This window comes from Natronomonas sp. (assembly GCF_047616845.1).
Lineage (GTDB): Archaea > Halobacteriota > Halobacteria > Halobacteriales > Haloarculaceae > Natronomonas.
In genome coordinates this window covers 1-16,327 of the sequence record NZ_JBLGBY010000002.1, presented here as the reverse complement: position 1 = coordinate 16,327, position 16,327 = coordinate 1, and the positions used below count along the sequence as shown (strand labels likewise).

18 protein-coding genes are annotated in these 16,327 nt (G+C 64.9%); 9 read left to right on the top strand and 9 right to left on the bottom strand.

Features of this window, described 5'->3' with window-relative positions; genetic code table 11:
- Nucleotides 1-17 precede the first annotated feature (17 nt).
- From ACI8UR_RS00615 to ACI8UR_RS00605, 3 genes are all read right to left on the bottom strand, one after another.
- Nucleotides 18-566 (bottom strand): KH domain-containing protein, encoded by a 549-nt coding sequence (locus ACI8UR_RS00615; RefSeq protein WP_411714136.1) that lies wholly within the window; start codon nt 564-566, stop codon nt 18-20.
- 82 nt (nt 567-648) lie between these two features.
- Nucleotides 649-1,143 carry a GNAT family N-acetyltransferase gene (locus tag ACI8UR_RS00610; RefSeq protein WP_411714137.1) on the bottom strand — a complete coding sequence of 165 codons (495 nt, stop codon included), beginning with the start codon at nt 1,141-1,143 and terminating at the stop codon, nt 649-651.
- Nucleotides 1,140-1,652: a metallophosphoesterase gene (locus tag ACI8UR_RS00605; RefSeq protein ID WP_411714138.1), complete on the bottom strand. Its 513-nt coding sequence runs from the start codon at nt 1,650-1,652 to the stop codon at nt 1,140-1,142. The genes ACI8UR_RS00610 and ACI8UR_RS00605 overlap by 4 nt, the downstream gene beginning before the upstream one ends.
- Before the next feature lie 85 nt (nt 1,653-1,737).
- Between ACI8UR_RS00605 and ACI8UR_RS00600 the strand changes: the two genes are divergently transcribed.
- Complete coding sequence (locus ACI8UR_RS00600) at nt 1,738-2,127, top strand: DUF2237 family protein (RefSeq protein ID WP_411714139.1); 390 nt, start codon at nt 1,738-1,740, stop codon at nt 2,125-2,127.
- Here the strand turns inward: ACI8UR_RS00600 and rio1 are convergent, their stop codons facing one another.
- From rio1 to ACI8UR_RS00585, 3 genes are all read right to left on the bottom strand, one after another.
- Nucleotides 2,128-2,991, bottom strand: a complete 864-nt coding sequence (gene rio1 / locus ACI8UR_RS00595; RefSeq protein WP_411714140.1) for a serine/threonine-protein kinase Rio1 — start codon at nt 2,989-2,991, stop codon at nt 2,128-2,130.
- 137 nt (nt 2,992-3,128) lie between these two features.
- Nucleotides 3,129-4,262 (bottom strand): citrate synthase, encoded by a 1,134-nt coding sequence (gene citZ, locus ACI8UR_RS00590; RefSeq protein WP_411714141.1) that lies wholly within the window; start codon nt 4,260-4,262, stop codon nt 3,129-3,131.
- 84 nt (nt 4,263-4,346) lie between these two features.
- Nucleotides 4,347-5,228, bottom strand: coding sequence for a hypothetical protein (locus ACI8UR_RS00585; protein ID WP_411714142.1), 882 nt, complete (start codon nt 5,226-5,228; stop codon nt 4,347-4,349).
- A gap of 133 nt (nt 5,229-5,361) precedes the next feature.
- On the opposite strand from ACI8UR_RS00585, the gene ACI8UR_RS00580 reads away from it, so the two are divergent.
- Nucleotides 5,362-6,318 carry a succinylglutamate desuccinylase/aspartoacylase family protein gene (locus ACI8UR_RS00580; protein WP_411714143.1) on the top strand — a complete coding sequence of 319 codons (957 nt, stop codon included), beginning with the start codon at nt 5,362-5,364 and terminating at the stop codon, nt 6,316-6,318.
- Between the two features lie 184 nt (nt 6,319-6,502).
- The gene (locus tag ACI8UR_RS00575) at nt 6,503-7,579 is read left to right on the top strand and encodes a pyridoxal-phosphate dependent enzyme (RefSeq protein ID WP_411714144.1); all 1,077 of its coding nucleotides are present in this window, start codon (nt 6,503-6,505) and stop codon (nt 7,577-7,579) included.
- Between the two features lie 10 nt (nt 7,580-7,589).
- On the opposite strand, the gene ACI8UR_RS00570 is transcribed toward ACI8UR_RS00575, so the two are convergent.
- A complete protein-coding gene (locus ACI8UR_RS00570) occupies nt 7,590-7,949 on the bottom strand; it encodes a hypothetical protein (protein ID WP_411714145.1) in 360 nt (119 codons plus the stop codon).
- Nucleotides 7,950-8,004: 55 nt separating this feature from the next.
- On the bottom strand, nt 8,005-9,273 hold the full coding sequence (locus tag ACI8UR_RS00565; protein WP_411714146.1) for a TiaS agmantine-binding domain-containing protein: 1,269 nt from the start codon (nt 9,271-9,273) through the stop codon (nt 8,005-8,007).
- Between the two features lie 148 nt (nt 9,274-9,421).
- Here ACI8UR_RS00565 and ACI8UR_RS00560 point away from each other — a divergent pair, with 148 nt between their 5' ends.
- The 6 genes from ACI8UR_RS00560 to ACI8UR_RS00535 all read left to right on the top strand — a co-directional run bounded on the left by ACI8UR_RS00560 (nt 9,422) and on the right by ACI8UR_RS00535 (nt 15,663).
- The gene (locus tag ACI8UR_RS00560) at nt 9,422-10,387 is read left to right on the top strand and encodes a transcriptional regulator (RefSeq protein WP_411714147.1); all 966 of its coding nucleotides are present in this window, start codon (nt 9,422-9,424) and stop codon (nt 10,385-10,387) included.
- 223 nt (nt 10,388-10,610) lie between these two features.
- Complete coding sequence (gene hemC / locus ACI8UR_RS00555) at nt 10,611-11,675, top strand: hydroxymethylbilane synthase (RefSeq protein ID WP_411714148.1); 1,065 nt, start codon at nt 10,611-10,613, stop codon at nt 11,673-11,675.
- Nucleotides 11,672-12,442 carry a uroporphyrinogen-III C-methyltransferase gene (gene cobA, locus ACI8UR_RS00550; protein ID WP_411714149.1) on the top strand — a complete coding sequence of 257 codons (771 nt, stop codon included), beginning with the start codon at nt 11,672-11,674 and terminating at the stop codon, nt 12,440-12,442. The genes hemC and cobA overlap by 4 nt, the downstream gene beginning before the upstream one ends.
- Nucleotides 12,443-12,502: 60 nt before the next feature.
- Nucleotides 12,503-13,222, top strand: coding sequence for a uroporphyrinogen-III synthase (locus ACI8UR_RS00545; protein ID WP_411714150.1), 720 nt, complete (start codon nt 12,503-12,505; stop codon nt 13,220-13,222).
- 129 nt (nt 13,223-13,351) lie between these two features.
- Nucleotides 13,352-14,788 (top strand): DHHA1 domain-containing protein, encoded by a 1,437-nt coding sequence (locus ACI8UR_RS00540; RefSeq protein WP_411714151.1) that lies wholly within the window; start codon nt 13,352-13,354, stop codon nt 14,786-14,788.
- A 140-nt stretch (nt 14,789-14,928) separates the two neighbouring features.
- On the top strand, nt 14,929-15,663 hold the full coding sequence (locus tag ACI8UR_RS00535) for an enoyl-CoA hydratase-related protein (RefSeq protein ID WP_411714152.1): 735 nt from the start codon (nt 14,929-14,931) through the stop codon (nt 15,661-15,663).
- Nucleotides 15,664-15,824: 161 nt separating this feature from the next.
- Here the strand turns inward: ACI8UR_RS00535 and ACI8UR_RS00530 are convergent.
- A partial coding sequence (locus tag ACI8UR_RS00530; RefSeq protein WP_415087455.1) for a hypothetical protein occupies nt 15,825-16,327 on the bottom strand: 503 nt, incomplete at its 5' end.

Genomic DNA, 16,327 nt, shown 5'->3' with positions numbered 1-16,327 from the left:
CGTTCTAAAACGTCGATTCAGCCGGTGAACTGGTGGTATTCGATGTCGTTTGCCTTCATCTCGTTGTGGCGTCGCTCGAGGAACGAGTAGACGGCGCCGTGAGGCGCACCGTCGAGGATCATCTCGGCGGCGCTGCGGACGGTGTCAACCTGTTCGGGGGAACCGATGATACCGAGCGTCGTACCGTAGATGACGACGTCAGCACCACTGAGTTCCTCCATCAGTTCGCGCGTGCGACCGCTCTCGCCGATGAGTCGGCCCTTCTGTCTTTGGAGGTCGTTCTTGTTCCGCGTGGCTGAGTCGATGTCGACGAGATCGAACAGCTGCATATCGTCATCGAGGAGTCGCATCGCGTCTTCGGGCGCGAAGCCGCGGCCGATCGCCTTCACGATGTCCGGGCCTTTCAGGCCGAGAATCGGGTCGCCGACGGTCTCTACTTTCACCGATCCCGTCTCCGAGTCGATATCCAGACGAACTTCGGCGCGGGATTCGATCTCTCGCATCGTCTCACCCCCTTCACCGATAAGGACGCCAATACGGTCGTCCGGGACTGTAACGTGTTTCATACCGCTAGTTCGTCATGAAGCGGTTTAAGCGTTCGCAGAGGGGCACGCACACAACCCCCACACATCACCGCATTCGGCGCCGCTACAGCTCGTATTCGAACTCGTGTTCGGGGTGGAACTCTCCCGCCACTTCGCCCTTCGCTTCGGTGCCGCGGCGGAAGCCAGTCGCCTCGAAGAAGCCGATTCCGACGGCGTTGTCGGAGAAGGCGGCACAGACGATGCGGTCGACGCCCTGCTCGCGTGCCCAGTTCTCGACGCGCTCGAACAGCGCCGAGCCGACCCCCTCTCCCCACCGGTCTGGATGGACGTAGATGGTGTGGAGTTCCACCTCGTCAGACCACGTCTGTTCGGCGCTGGCGAAGCCGACAATTTCGCCGTCGGCTTCCGCAATGTAGAATGCGATGTCATCGTGTTCGACCGCGGTTTCGAGGAGGTCTGGATCGTAGTATTCCCCGAGCGCTTGCTCGATTGTCTCCGGCTTCAGGAACCCACCGTACGCTGCATACCACGAATCTCGGGCGACGTCGACGATGTCGTCCGTGTCGTCCGTCGTCGCGTCGCGAACCTCGACGCTCATGGCATCTCGGTCACGTCGTGGAACGCGACGGTATCGCTGTCCGTATCCACAACGGCCACCGTGCGGTGTTCGTTCGGCACCGTCGGGAAATGGGCTCCGGGGTTGACGAGCGTCGTCCCGCCTTCTTCGCGGTGTTCTCGGACGTGCCAGTGGCCGTGGACGACGTAGTCGTACTCGCTGCTTTCCAGCAGCGATTCGATGATGGGTTTCTCCTCGCCGTGGAGCACCGCGAACTCGCGGCCGTCAAGCGTCAGTTCCGCGAAGCGGCCGTGAAGCGCGCCACCTTCCAGCGTTTCGAACGCCGAGAGGAGGCCCTCACGCTCGCCATCGTTGTTGCCACGGACAGCGTGAACGTCGATTCCGTCCCGTTCCAGATGCCGAACGAGCGGCGGCGCGACGAAATCACCGCAGTGGATGACGACCTCGCAGCCGACGTCCTCGAAGATGTCCATCGCAGCCTGGGTGGCCGGGACGTTGTCGTGGGTGTCAGAGAGGATTCCGATCTGCATAGACGACGCTACCGGCGCCTCCGAAAAGAAGCCTCGGGCAGGTTCGGACGGCCGGGCTTTTGGGGTCGGCGTCCGACCACCAGGTATGCCCGAACGGAACGTCCTCGGCGGCGAGCTCGAGCCGTGCAGCACCGACCCAATGACCGGCTTCGAACGCGATGGCCACTGCTCGTGTCACGACCAGGACATGGGCCGCCACGAACTCTGTGCAGTCATGACCGACGAGTTCCTCGAGTTCAGCAAAGAGCGCGGCAACGACCTCGTGACACCGCGGCCGGAGCTTCAGTTTCCCGGCCTGGAGCCCGGCGACCGCTGGTGTCTCTGCGTGCCGCGATGGGTCGAAACGCTGGAAGCCGTCCGGGATCGACACATTCCGGAGACGACCGTCCCGCCGGTCATCCTGGCGGCGACGAACGAATCAGTGCTGGACACCGTCCCGATGGAGACGCTCGAAGCCCACGCGTACGACACCTGATTACTCGCCGGAGGGAAGCGGCTCCGGTTCGGTGACGTAGTCGAGCAGTTCGGCGTCGCTCACGTCGACACCCTGCCGCCGGAAGAACGCCGCGACGTTGTGACAGTCCCGCTCTAAGAACTCCCGGCTGTTCGGGTGATGAACGGTGACAGCCTGGCCGAGGTCGAGAAAGCAGAGCTCGCCGTCGTGGACGACGATGTTGTACTCCGAGAGATCGCCGTGAACGAGGCCCGCCCGATACAGCCGGCGGGTGTACTCTCGGACGACCTCGAAGGCGGTTTCGGGGTTCTCGACGTGGACTTCGTTGAGCCGCTGGGCGCGCTGTGTGTCGCCACCGAGATACTCCATCACGAGGACGTTCCGTTCGACGGCGATGGGGTGAGGGACGCGAACCCCACCCTTACGTGCGCGTTCGAGGTTCGCGAACTCCTTTTTCGTCCACGCGACGACGACTTTCTTCTTGTCGGAGCCGATGCCCTCGAACCGCGGGTCGCCGTCGAGATACGGACGCATCTGCCGGAAGTCGGAGGCGTTGATGCGGTACACTTTCACCGCCACCTCGCCGTCCGGCGCCAAAGCGGTGTAGACGTTCGCTTCCTTGCCGGTCGAAATCGGGCCGCCGAAGGCATCGATGTAGCCGTCCTGAACGAGCTTGTAGAGTGCACCAAGAGTCGCGTCGTCGAACACCGACGCTTCGACTTTGAACTGTTCGGTGTTCTTGATGCGCTTGCGGAACTCGAGGAACTCGCGGTCTTGCCGACGGGCGATGCGGTCGGCTTCCGTGTCGGCGACATCGAGTTCCTCCCACTCGTCACCGGGCTGCTCGTCGTCCTCAACTTCGAGCAGACCGTACTCCTCAGTCATTGGCTCGAACTACACGCCGGCAACGGAAAGCCCCACCGGTCAGCGGAGTCGGGAGGCTCGTCTTACACGGCCGGCGTCGGCGAGGTCGTCAGAAGACTGCTCTGCGGAGCTGCTGGAAGAGGTCGGAGAACGAGCGGTTACCGTTCGTCGATCGGCGTGACCGTCTGGTCGTTCGGGCCAACGTAGCGGGCACGCGGCCGAATCAGTCGGTTGTCGTCGTACTGTTCGAGGACGTGGGCAATCCAGCCGCCGACGCGGCTCATTGCGAAGATGGGCGTGTAGATGTCGACCGGGATGCCCATCTGGTAGTACGTCGACGCCGAGTAGAAGTCCACGTTCGGCGCCAGGCCCTTCTGTTCGGTCAGGTAATCCTCGATGGTACGGGAGTATTCGTACCACTTCATGTCGCCGGCTTCGCCGAGTGCCTTGGATTTCTCCGAGAGAATGCGGGCACGGGGGTCTTTGACGTTGTATACGCGGTGCCCGAACCCGGGGACTCGGCGGCCGTTTTCGAGAGCGTCGGTGACCCACTGCAGGGGGTCTTTGTCGGAGTCGTCGACCTCTTTGAGCATCTCCATGACGTCCTGGTTGGCGCCGCCGTGGAGGCTACCGGAGAGCGCACCGACCGCCGAAGTGACGGAGGCGTGCAGGTCAGCGAGCGTCGAGGACGTGACCATCGCGGAGAACGTCGACGCGTTCAGGCCGTGGTCTGCATGCAACACGAGTGCCATGTCGAACGTCTCGGCGAGGACATCGCCCGGCACCTCGTCGTTGAGCATGTACAGGAAATTCGCGGCGTGGTCGAGGTCAGCATCGGGTTCGACGGGGTCGTTGCCGTTTCGGATACGGGAGAACGCCGCCAGCGCGGTCGGAATCTTCGCGATGATACGGCGACCCTTCCGGAGGTTCGCATCCTCGTCGGTCGGGTCGACGCCGGTGTCGGGGTCGTACGCCGAGAGATTCGAGACGATCGTGCGCAGTGCGGCCATCGGCTCCTCGTCGGCTTCCGCGAGGTCGCGGACGAGTCGGTGGACGCCGTCGTCGAGATGCCGTTCCTCGGCCATCGATGCTTTGAACGCCTCGAGTTCGTCGGCGGTCGGCAGTTCGCCGTGCCACAGCAGGTAGACGACTTCCTCGAAACTCGCGTTTCGTGCGAGATCGTCGATCGTGTAGCCACGGTAAACCAGTTTGCCCTCGTCGCCGTCGATATAGCTCAGCGACGACTCGGCGACTAGGACACCCTCCAGCCCTTTCTTGAGCTCGTCGGACATGTGCTACTGATTTCTATGCCCGGGAGAAAAGGGTTATCGTTCGCGTAAGCGAGACGCAGCGGCCCGGTTTCGGTGGACGAACGGTCACTCGGCGTCCGATGCGTCGCGGACAGCGACGACGATAGCGCTTCCGAGCGCGGCAACGCCACCCAAAAGAATCGGGAGATACAGCGCCGTCGACCGGACGGTTTCGGGGGAACCGGTGGCTGCCGCGACAACCGGAAGTGTGGCAACCGTCGCGACGATACCGGCGAAGAACGCGTTCGGCGGCGTCACCGACCGGAATCCCAGCGCGATACCGACGAGCAAGCCCCCACCGAGCGCGACAAGCGCGTATGCGGGCGCGACAGCGGCCGGGTCGACGCCCACGGTCGCGGCGACCAGCGTGTTCGGCGTTCCGAGACAGAACCCACCCGAAGGACAGCCGAGTGCCGGCCCGGCGACGAGTGCGGTATAGGCGACCGCCCCGACGGCGGCATCGAACGGGCGCCACTCGTGGGTCAGCGACAGTGCTGTCGTAAGTTTCAGCCCCAGAGCGCCGACGACGAGGACGACGAAGCCGCTCGTGAGAAGCGCGACGACGAGCCGAAAGCCCTCGTTCGGGCGCTCGAAGGCGAGCGTCACGACCACCGGGACGAGCACCCAGCCGAGCAGGCCGAACGCGATGGCGAGCGTCGTCGGCGAGCGGCGTCCGGGGTCGATGTCGTTGACCTCTAGCGTTCGGCGATACGCCGCGTGACCGACGAGCACCGTGGCCACGAGGCCGACGACCGCGGAGGCGAGCACGAACGTCAGGCCCGTCCAGTAGAGGAGCGACTCGTCGGTGCCCGGAAGGTACGCAAAGAGGACGAACACCGCCAGTGCGAACACGACGCCGACGACGACGGCGGTGCGGACGTGGCGTCGCACCTCCAGTTCGGCGACGATGGCGGCGACACCGGGTCGATCGGGGCTGTCGGCGGACACAGGCCGACTAGCGGCGGCGGATACATAAGCCGTTCAGATTCAGCGCGGAAATCCGCTCCTGCATCGTGTGAACAGACGGAAAAGCCGGCGGGTATCAGTAGGCCTAAGAACACCCGGGAGACGATTGGTAGTAATGACTACCCTCGGCACGGCGAACGCAGCCCCCGGTGAGATGGACACGGGGCGACTGTCGGTCGGCGAGGCACGTGACGGTTCCGAGGTGGGTCTTCCGGTCGCGGTCGTCAACGGTGCCCGCGACGGGAAGACACTCTACATCCAGGCCGTCTCGGACGGGGACGAACTCAACGGCCTCGGGGTCGTCCAGCGACTCGTTCCGCAACTCGACCCAACCGACATCGCCGGCGAGATCCTCATCGTCGGCATCGTCAACTACTACGGCTTCCAGGTCGCCGAACACCGCAACCCAATAGACGATACGAAGCTCAATCGGACATACCCCGGCGACACGTCGGGCACCGCCTCCGAACGCATTGCGGCGGCCACCTTCGAGGCCGCAAGCCGGGCCGACCTCGTGCTCGACCTCCATCAGGGGTCGACCTCGTGTATGATAAACGAAACGCGTGTGCGTTGTGGCCCGAGACATCGACTCCACCGGGACTGCCTCCAGCTGGCGAAGGTGTTCGGCTGCGGGCACATCCTCGACCAGAAAGGGCCGGACGGCCAGCTCGCCCGCGCCGCACCCGATGAGGGTATTCCGACCATCGACCCCGAACTCGGCGGTGCCGTCGGCTGGGACGAGGAGTCGATTCAGAAAGGAGTCAAGGGCGTCTTCAACGTCCTCCACCACTACGGCTTCCTCGACGGCGACATCGAGCCGGTGCCGCAGACCCGGGCAACCGGCTTCGAGCAGTACGGCGCCCCTTCTGGCGGCCTCGTCTCGTTCGCGGTCGAGCTCGGGGACGAGGTCGCCCGCGGCGACACGCTGTTCGAAATCACCGACCCCTTCGGCACGGTCAAGGACGAGGTCACCGCCAACTCGGATGGTATCTTCTGGCGGCACCGCCGGCTTCCGCAGGTCGCGACCGGCGAATATATCTGTTCGCTGGGGACGGACATCGACACGTTCTAACTGGGTTTCGAGCGCACCCTCCGCCCGACGGTTTATCACTGAAAACGCAATCAGACAGCCCGTGCGCTGACCGACAGCCGACGGCTGGTCTTGGCGGGAGCGCGGAACACCGCCGTCGGCGCCGACGTTCCGCCTGCTCGCCAGCCACCGAAACCAACACGCCAGCGGCGCCCGTCGCTCCGGTATGAGCCTTCGCTGTCCGGACTGCGGACGGACGTACGACGACCGGTGGCGGTGTGAGTGCGGGTCACCGCTTCGGTTCGCCGCCCAACCACTCCCGGCAGCAGACGACCCGACTGAAGCCGATATCGACCCCCGCGAGGGGCTGTGGGCCTTCGAGGAGTTCCTCCCCGTCGACCGCCACGTCACCCTCGGCGAAGGGTACACCCCGCTCATCGACGCGCCGACGTGGGACGCCTCGTTCAAACTGGAGTACGTCTTTCCGACGGGGTCGTTCAAAGACCGCGGCGCGACGACGACGCTTTCACGCGCCGTCGAGGTCGGTGCCGAGCGGGTCGTCGAGGATTCGTCGGGCAACGCCGGCGCGGCCATCGCCACGTACGCGGCGCGAGCCGGGATTTCAGCGGAAATCTACGTCCCCGCAGGCGTCAAGGAATCGAAGGTGAAGGCCATCCGCCGGGCCGGGGCAGACGTCGTCCGCGTCGAGGGGAGCCGCGAGGACGTGACCGACGCCTGCATCGAGGCCGTCAAGACGGGCGACGCCTGGTACGCCAGCCACGCGTGGAGCCCCGCCTTCTTCGCGGGCACGGCGACGATGGCGTGCGAAATCGCCCACCAGCGGGACTGGTCGGTGCCGGATGCCGTCGTGATGCCGCTCGGCCACGGGACGATGTTCCTCGGCGCGTACCGTGGCTTTCACGCACTCCGGGAGGCGGGGTGGATCGACAGCCTGCCGACACTCCTCGGCGCGCAGGCCGCCGGCTATGCACCAATCGCGGCGGAGCTACACGGCGAGTCAGCCATGGCCGGTGACAACACCGTCGCCGATGGCATCCAGATTCGCGACCCCATCCAGAAACAGCAGATTCTCGATGCGATCGAGGCGACGGATGGCGACGCCATCGCCCTCTCGAAGGAGGCGGTCGCGACGGAGCTCGAGACGCTGCACGCCGCCGGCTTTTACACGGAACCGACCTGTGCCGTCGCACCCGCCGCATTGCGTGAGTATCGCGAACAGGGCATCATCGACCCCGACGACGACGTGGTCGTGCCGCTGTCGGGGAGTGGGTTGAAAGGCTGACCGAGCGGACTCAGAAGCCGAGTGCGCTTTTGAGCCGGCCGAACAGGCTGGTTCGCTCGTCGGCGCTGGGCTCTGGACTCGCGGGTTCCTTACTCGCCGACGGTGCTGTGGCCCGTCCGCCCCCGGCGTACGAACAGTACGGACAGCCGTCTGCATCCTCGTAGTGGGGAAGGCCACACGTGGGACACGTGGTTCGCGGTCTCTCATCTTCGCCGGGGCCGCCGAACACGAACTCACCCTCGTCGGCGGGGGACTCCCCCTCCTCTGCGACGTCCCCACCGCAGTACGGACAGGTTTCCTCGTCGGCGTAGAACGGCAGCTTACAGGCCGAACAGACGATGCGCTCCCGACTGGCTGAACTGCTCGCCATATATCGATGTATCACCGATCCGTAATAAATACTGCCGAACGTTCACACACCACAGTCACGATTCGGGATGCGTTATGGCGTCGAACCCGCCCCTCACGAGCGGTTTCGCGATGTGTCGACGCGCCCGCGGAGGCACCTCGTACCAGCCACCTGTGAGGTCACGGTCAAGCGTCCGCTCGACGCGACCGTCGGCGGTCGTTCCGCAATCTCGACACCGATAGCCCTGCCCGCGACCGGCGGACTCCATCGTCCGTTCACACTCCGCACACGTCGGCGTCACGTACTCCGTGCGATTCAGCTTCCGGACGGCAAACTTCTCCAGTTTGAGGGTGCCGTCGGACACCTCGCCACAGACGGTGAGACGGTCACCCTCACGGAGGCTCCGCACCCGGTCTCGGAACCGCTTCGTCGGCTCGAAGGCCGCACACTGAAGCGTCTCATCGTCGTCGCGCAACTGGAAAAATACGTGGCCGCCGCGACGGGTCTCCGGGTCGGATGACACCGTACCGTTGAGGGAATACGAATAGCCGTCGCGTGCAGTCGAAACGCTCCCCTCACGAAGGTGTCCGTCGGTGCCCTGGTTCGTAAAGAACGTTCGGGCGCAGTCGACGGGTTCGCTCTCGGTACGGTCGGCGACCGCACGACAGGCAGTGGCGTCGTCACCGCGAATACCGAAGAGAACGGGCCCAGGTGTTCGGGGCACACAGACCGCTTCGCCGCTGGCTCTATCGACCGTGTCCCACACTGTCGGATAGTGGGCGTCAGCCGCCTCGAAAACCGAGTCGAAATCCACGTCTCGGTCGGTTCCCCACCGCTCCGGAGTACGGTAGGTGATGTGTTCGTACGTCCACTCCTGGAAGGCGCTCCAGGCGCCAACGGCGGCGAGCGCACCGATGACGCCGCGTCCGTTCTTCCAGCCCCGAGCGTGGAATCCGGCATCGTCAATGCGCTCTCGGGCCGTCTCGCGAGTGAGGTGGCCCTGAACTGCCTGACGGGCGAACGCCGCGACCGGCTCCGGGACGGCGTCGGGAGCACCGGGAGCGACGACCAAGCCGGGATTCGTGCGGTCGTCAGCCGTCTCAGCAGCCTCGTCGATGACGGCGCTCGCGGTTTCGAGGGCGGCGTCAGGCGCTGCGTCGGTGTGAATCGCTAGGGCGGCGTTGCCTCGCGTCTTGTGCTCGACTGCGGGATTGCATCGAATGAGGAGCACCCGCTCGACGGACGCGCCGCTATCGGCGAGTCGCCGTGCGACGGCGTCGGCGACGTACGTCGTGCACATCCCGCGCTCGCGGGAGTCGGTGTCGTCGAGCCCGATGACGGTCACTACCCCGGGTAGGATGCGGCAGCGTAACGGGGTTTCGGTTGGTGTCAATGTCGGACGTTTGACCCCGCAGAGCGGCCGCACAACCGCCCGATGACGCCGGTTTGAACCGGGGAAACACCTTTAACCGGCGAAACGCTTACATACCTCTATGTCCCGGTCTGCACTGGTCGGCAACATCACCGCGATGCTCGAGGACGCTGGCTTCACGGTGAGCGACCGGTGTGCCATCCGGCCGAAGAGCTTCGATATCGCAGCACGACGCGGTGATGACGTACTGCTGTTGAAACTGCTCGCCAACATCGACGCCTTCGACGGCTACACAGGCGCCGAGATGCGCCGCCTCGGCGAGTATCTCGACGCGACGCCGATTGTCATCGGCCTTCGCACCCGCAACGAGGAGCTGAAACCCGGCGTCGTCTACTTCCGCCACGGCGTGCCTGTCTTCTCGCCGGACACCGCGATGGATCTGTTCATCGAGGAGGTACCGCCGCTTATCTACGCCGCACCGGGCGGCCTCTACGTCAACATCGATGGTGACCTGCTGTCGGATATCCGGTCGAGCGAGGAAATGTCGCTGGGCAAACTCGCCAACGAACTCGGCGTCTCCCGGCGCACCGTCTCGAAGTACGAAGACGGCATGAACGCGAGCGTCGAGGTTGCCGCCGAACTCGAAGACATCTTCGACGAGCCGCTCGCCACCCCCGTCGACGTGCTCGAGGGGGCCGACGAAGTGCGCGACGATATCGACGACCCCGACGAACCCGAGGCCGACCCCGACGACGCACACCTGATCACAGTACTTACCCGAGTCGGATTCGAGGTACATCCGACACTGCGTGCGCCGTTTAAGGCCGTCAGCGAGGACGAGTCCCGCGAGCGGAAGATGTTGACTGGCCACTCGGATTTCAACCGCACGGCAGAGAAACGCGCCCGTATCATGTCCTCGGTCGGGGAGGTCACGCGAACGCGGTCGGTGTACGTCGTCGACCGCGCTCGCCAGAAGTCGGTCGAAGGCACGGCGCTCATCGAACGCGAAGAGATCGACAGCATCAACGACTCCGAAGAGCTGGAAGACATCATTCGCGAGCGCGCCGAGACCGGCAGTCACGCCTGACGCCTCTCGTTTCTCGACAGAAGTGAACTTCTGGGTGCAGTTGTGCGGCCACCGACTGTCGCGGGTACAACAGTGGCGACGCTGGATATCACGAAGCAACCCGATACTGACGATTTGATATATCGGTAGTTGATTCAGTATATAAGCAATCGAGGTATGCGAGCGGTCACTGCTGGCCGACGGAGGCGAAGGGGGTTTCAACGGCCGCCACGCACCAACGACTATGACAGAGACGATTCGCCTCGCAACTCGGGGGTCTGACCTCGCGTTGCGCCAGGCCAGGACGGTGGCTGACGCACTCGAAAGCCGCCGGCGGTCGGTCGAACTGGTGGAGGTGGAAACCACCGGCGACCAGGTGCGCGACGAGCTGATACACCGGCTCGGCAAAACCGGCGCGTTCGTCCGCAGCCTCGACGAGAAGGTCATCGAGGGCGACGTCGACGCCGCCGTCCACTCGATGAAGGACATGCCCACGGAGTTCCCGGACGACCTCATCGTTGCGGGCGTCCCCGAGCGGGCCGCGCCGGGTGACGTGCTCGTGACGCCCGATGGCCTCACGCTGGGCGAACTGCCCGAGGGCGCGACGGTCGGAACGTCGAGTCTGCGCCGACAGGCCCAACTGCTCACTGCTCGCCCCGACCTCGATGTCAAGCCGCTCCGCGGGAACGTCGACACGCGCGTGGAGAAACTCCTCGCGCCGTCGTTGCAGGCCGAACACGAACGCCGGATGGAAGCCGAAGAGGACGAGGAAAACGGTGACACCTACAGCCGGACGGTCGACGAGTGGTTCGACGACCTCACGGAGATCGAGCGGCAGGCACTCGGCCGCGAGGACGACACCGCCTTCGACGCCATCGTGCTTGCGGAGGCCGGGCTCGCACGGATGGGACTGCTCGACAAGATCGAATACGAGCGGCTGCCCGCCTCCTTCGTCTCGGCGCCCGGCCAGGGAGCCATCGCCGTCACCGCCCTCGACGGTGAGGTCGCTCAAACGCTGCATCATGAACTCGACCACCCGCGAACGCGCGTCGAAACCACCGTCGAACGAACCGTCCTGGGCACGCTCGGTGGCGGCTGTGTTGCCCCCATCGGCGTGCACGCGATCATCCAGGGCGAATACGTCCACACGACGGTGCGAGTGCTCTCCCAGGACGGCACTGAGGAGATCTCGACGACGCGTGACCTGCCGGTGGAGCGCCACCCCGAAGCCGCCCGAAAGCTCGCCAACGAACTGGCCGACGAGGGGGCCGCTGAACTCGTCCAGCAGGCCCGCAAGGAGGCCCCATGACGGGGAAGGTGTATCTCGTCGGCAGCGGCCCTGGCGACCCCGAACTGCTGACGGTGAAAGCCAAGCGACTCATCGAAGAGGCCGACGTCGTGCTCCACGACAAGCTTCCAGGCCCGAAGATCCTCGATTCGATCCCCGAGGAGAAACGCGAAGACGTCGGCAAACGCGCTGGCGGCGAGTGGACGCCGCAGGAGTACACGAATCAGCGGTTGGTCGAACTCGCTGGCCAGGGGAAAACCGTCGTCCGGCTCAAGGGTGGCGACCCGTTCGTCTTCGGCCGTGGGGGCGAGGAAGCCGAGCATCTCGCGGCCAACGAGGTACCGTTCGAGTACGTCCCGGGAATCACGAGCGCGATTGCAGGCGCTGGCGTGGCCGGAATCCCGGTTACACACCGCGACCATGTTTCGTCGGTGACGTTCGTCACCGGCCACGAAGACCCGACGAAGGAGGAGTCGGCCATCGACTGGCACGCCCTGGCCGAGACGGGCGGCACGCTCGTCGTGTTCATGGGCGTCGGTAAACTGCCGATGTACACCGGAGAGCTGCTCTCTGCGGGGATGGCGCCGGATACACCCGTCGCGCTCGTCGAACGCGCGACCTGGCCGAATCAGCAGGTCGCACTCGGCACGCTCGACACCATCGTCGATGTCCGTGACGAGGACGGCATCGAGCCACCAGCAATCACCGTTATCGGCGGTGTTGCAGCCACACGCGAACGTGTGCTGGCGTTTCTGGAGAACGACCCATCTGACGGGAACGGAGAGTGATAAATCGTATGTTGCGATATCAAATCAGCCTGGCGGCGGTTCAGGGGGGCGACGGAGACCATGGTTGAGACGGTTGCGTTCTTCCGGCCAGACGACGAGCGCGCGGCCGAAGCGACGCAAATCATGCGCGAGCTCGGCGCTGAGCCGCTTTCCGACCCGATGCTAGCTGTCGAGCCCACGGGTGAGACACCCAGAGAAGATGCCGCGTTCACCATCCTGACAAGCAAGACGGGCGTCGAGTTGGCCGCCGACGGCGGCTGGGAGCCGAGCGGTGAAGTCGTCGCTATCGGTTCCTCGACGGCTGAAGCGCTCGAATCCGCGGGCTATCCCGTCGACCGGCTGCCGGAGGAGTTCTCCTCGACGGGGCTGGTCACCGAACTGCGGGCCGCCGTCCCCGGAGCGCGGGTCGAGGTGGCTCGCTCCGACCACGGCTCTCCCGTGCTCACCGACGGGCTGAACGACGCGGGCGCGTACGTCCACGAGACGGTGCTGTACCGCCTCGTTCGTCCCGACGGTGCCGGCGAATCCGCGGCCGTCGCTGCCGCAGGTAACCTCCGCGGCGCTTGCTTCACCTCCTCGCTCACGGTCGAACACTTCCTCGCAGCCGCCGCCGAACGTGGCGTCCGAAGCGAGGCCATCGAAGGGCTGAACCGGGCCGTCGTCGGCGCTATCGGCGAGCCGACGCGGGAGACCGCCGAAGCCAGCGGCATCGAAGTCGACGTCGTTCCTGACATCGCCTCGTTCGAAGCGCTCGCAGCGGCGGTCGTCGACAGGCTCTGATACGGATTGTGTATCAAATTACCGGCGAGCGGCCGGGACGGCTCGGCGTTCACCGGGAAACGACTACAACAATCCGTATGAGCCGCCGGTGCGGAGGTTTAAATCCACAAGCGCGTTAGTAATCGCACGATGGCTGCCGCCGACGCGCCCGTTCCGGAACTGCAGGCCCGCGCGAACGCGTGTGCCGAGCGACTGCTGGACGCAGACCGCGTGCTGTTGGCCTCTCACATCGACGCCGACGGTCTGACCAGCGCCGCTGTCGCCTCGACAGCGCTCGAACGGGCCGAGATACCCTTCGAAACGGTGTTCGAAAAGCAGCTCGACGCCGAATCGATCACTGGCATCGCCGAGCGAGGATACGAGACGGTGCTTTTCACCGACTTCGGCAGCGGCCAACTGGATATCATCGCCGAACACGAATCGGCCGGCGATTTCATCCCCGTAATCGCTGACCATCACCAGCCTGCCAACCCGGAGACGACGTATCATCTCAATCCGCTGCTGGAAGGCATCGACGGGGCTTCGGAGCTTTCGGGTGCGGGTGCAGCGTACGTCCTTGCACGCGCGCTTGCACAGGCGTCGGATACCGACGACCCCCTCGATAATCGCGACCTCGCGGGCCTCGCCGTGGTCGGGGCCGTCGGCGATATGCAGGCCTCGGGCGGCCAACTCCACGGTGCCAACGCAGGTATCGTCGAGGAGGGCGTCGACGCCGGCGTTCTGGAGGAGATCAAAGACCTCGCAGTGTATGGCAAGCAGACCCGCCCCATCCCGAAACTGCTCGAATACGCTACCGACGTTCGGATACCGGGCATCACGAACGACAAGCGTGGCACCATCTCGTTCCTCGATGGCCTCGACGTGGCGTGTCGCGCTGACGACGCCTGGAAACGCTGGGTCGACCTGACAGACGACGAGCGCCAAACCGTCGCGAGCGCCCTCGTCCAACACGCCATCAGCCGCGGTGTCCCGGCGTTCAAGATCGACCGCCTCGTTAGTACGACCTACATCCTCACGGAGGAATCGCAAGGCACCGAACTCCGGGATGCAAGCGAGTTCTCGACGCTTCTGAACGCCACCGCACGGTACGAACGAGCCGACGTCGGACTCGCAGTCTGTCTCGGTAACCGGACGGCGGCGCTCGACCAGGCGCGGGAGCTCCTCCGGAACCACCGCCGGAACCTCTCGGAGGGCATCGAGTGGGTCGAAACCCACGGCGTCACGACCGAAGACCACCTCCAGTGGTTCGACGCTGGCGAAGAGATCCGCGAAACCATCGTCGGCATCATCGCCGGCATGTCGATGGGCGCCGACGGCGTCAGCCGCGATATCCCCATCATCGCGTTCGCTCGCAAGAACGACACGGAGACGAAGGTGTCCGGACGCGGCACGGGCCCGCTCGTGAGCCGAGGGCTCGATTTGTCGGTCGTGATGCGGGAGGCTTCCCAAGCAGTCGGTGGGGATGGCGGCGGCCACGACGTCGCTGCCGGCGCGACCATCCCGACGGGGGAGGAAGAAGCGTTTATCGACCACGCCGACCGCATCGTCGGCGAGCAGCTCGGCTGAGACGGCGGATTCTCGACGTGTGAACTGACATGAAGAGCGACCGCGTTTCGTATTGCCAGCTGTTTTGATATCGTACTATGCGGTTTACCGCATATTCGCCAGGCATCTCATTTATACAGAAATCGACCGACTCGACAGCTATGACGGTAGAATACGACATCGAGAACGGAGTCGCCGTAATCACGGTCGACCGCCCGGGGCGACGCAACGCCATCGACAACGCAACCGCCGAAACACTCGGCGACGCCTGGGAGCGGTTCAACGAGGACGATGATGCGGTCGTCGGCGTTCTGACAGGCAGCGAAGGTACCTTTTCAGCGGGTGCGGATCTGAAAGCGATGGATCTCGAAGACCGCCCGGAGGGGTGGCTCGGCTTCACGCGGACGCGCGTGTCGAAACCCACCATCGCGGCCATCGAGGGGCACTGTGTTGCCGGCGGCCTGGAGATGGCGCTGTGGTGTGACCTGCGCGTCGCAAGCGAGGCGGCCACCTTCGGCTGTTTCGAGCGGCGGTTCGGCGTGCCACTCGTCGACGGCGGAACGCAACGACTGCCTCACGTCGTCGGCCTCGGGCGGGCACTGGAGCTGATACTCACCGGCCGGGAGCTCGCCCCTGCGACCGCGAAAGACTGGGCTCACCGGGTCGTCCCGGAGGGTGAAGCCCTCGATGCCGCAAGCGAGACCATCGCGCAGTTCCCGCAGGAAACCGTTCGCACCGACCGTGCCGCGGTGCTCGATGGCCTCGGCGCAACGCTAGAACAGGGTCTCGCGACGGATGGCACGGGTCGCGAGCACTCGAAACCGCGACATCCGGCGCGAACCGCTTTGCTGGCAGCGAAACGGGGTGGAGAAGGCGTGCCGGATGGCAGCAAATAAATCGTATGTGACGATATCAAATGGCAGTATCAGGTCGTGCAAAGACACGAGCGACTCACAGGGGGTATCGAAGGAGCCGTGCGTCCGAGACGGGGATGCAGTGGCAGTCGGGTAGCCTATGATTCCTGGTGCGGAGTGGAGCCAAAACGAAGAGGCCTCGTTCAGAGGCCGGCAGCGGGGCCGAGCGTAGGCAGGATTCCGGAGGCGGAAAGCGCCGACAGCGCCACGACAGCGAGGAACAGCGCGAACGTAGCGGCCTTGGCGGGGTGGACGCTGATGCCGAGTTTGGGTCGTGGGATGGACGGTGACGGCTGGTCTGGAGCGTCGGGGACGTCCGTTTCGACAGACTCGTCGGCTTCCGGCTCCGGTTCGATCAGGTCGAGTTCCGTGTCGCCGGCTCGAACCCAATCGTCGAACTCGAAGCCTGCAGGGTCGATCATCACTGTTTCGGCAGTCTCGGCCGTTTCGACCGGCTCGGGTGCCGTGGGTTCGGCAGTGCGGGGGGCGTCCGCGCCCTCGTCGAGCCATTCGGTGAAATCGAATTCGGCATCGGCGAACTCCTCGGTCGCCGGTTCAATCTGCTCGTTCAGTTCGTCGTTGGTCACGCTCGGCGGCAGGAAGGCGTACTCGTACAGTTCATCAGCACGCGCACGGGCGTCGCCGA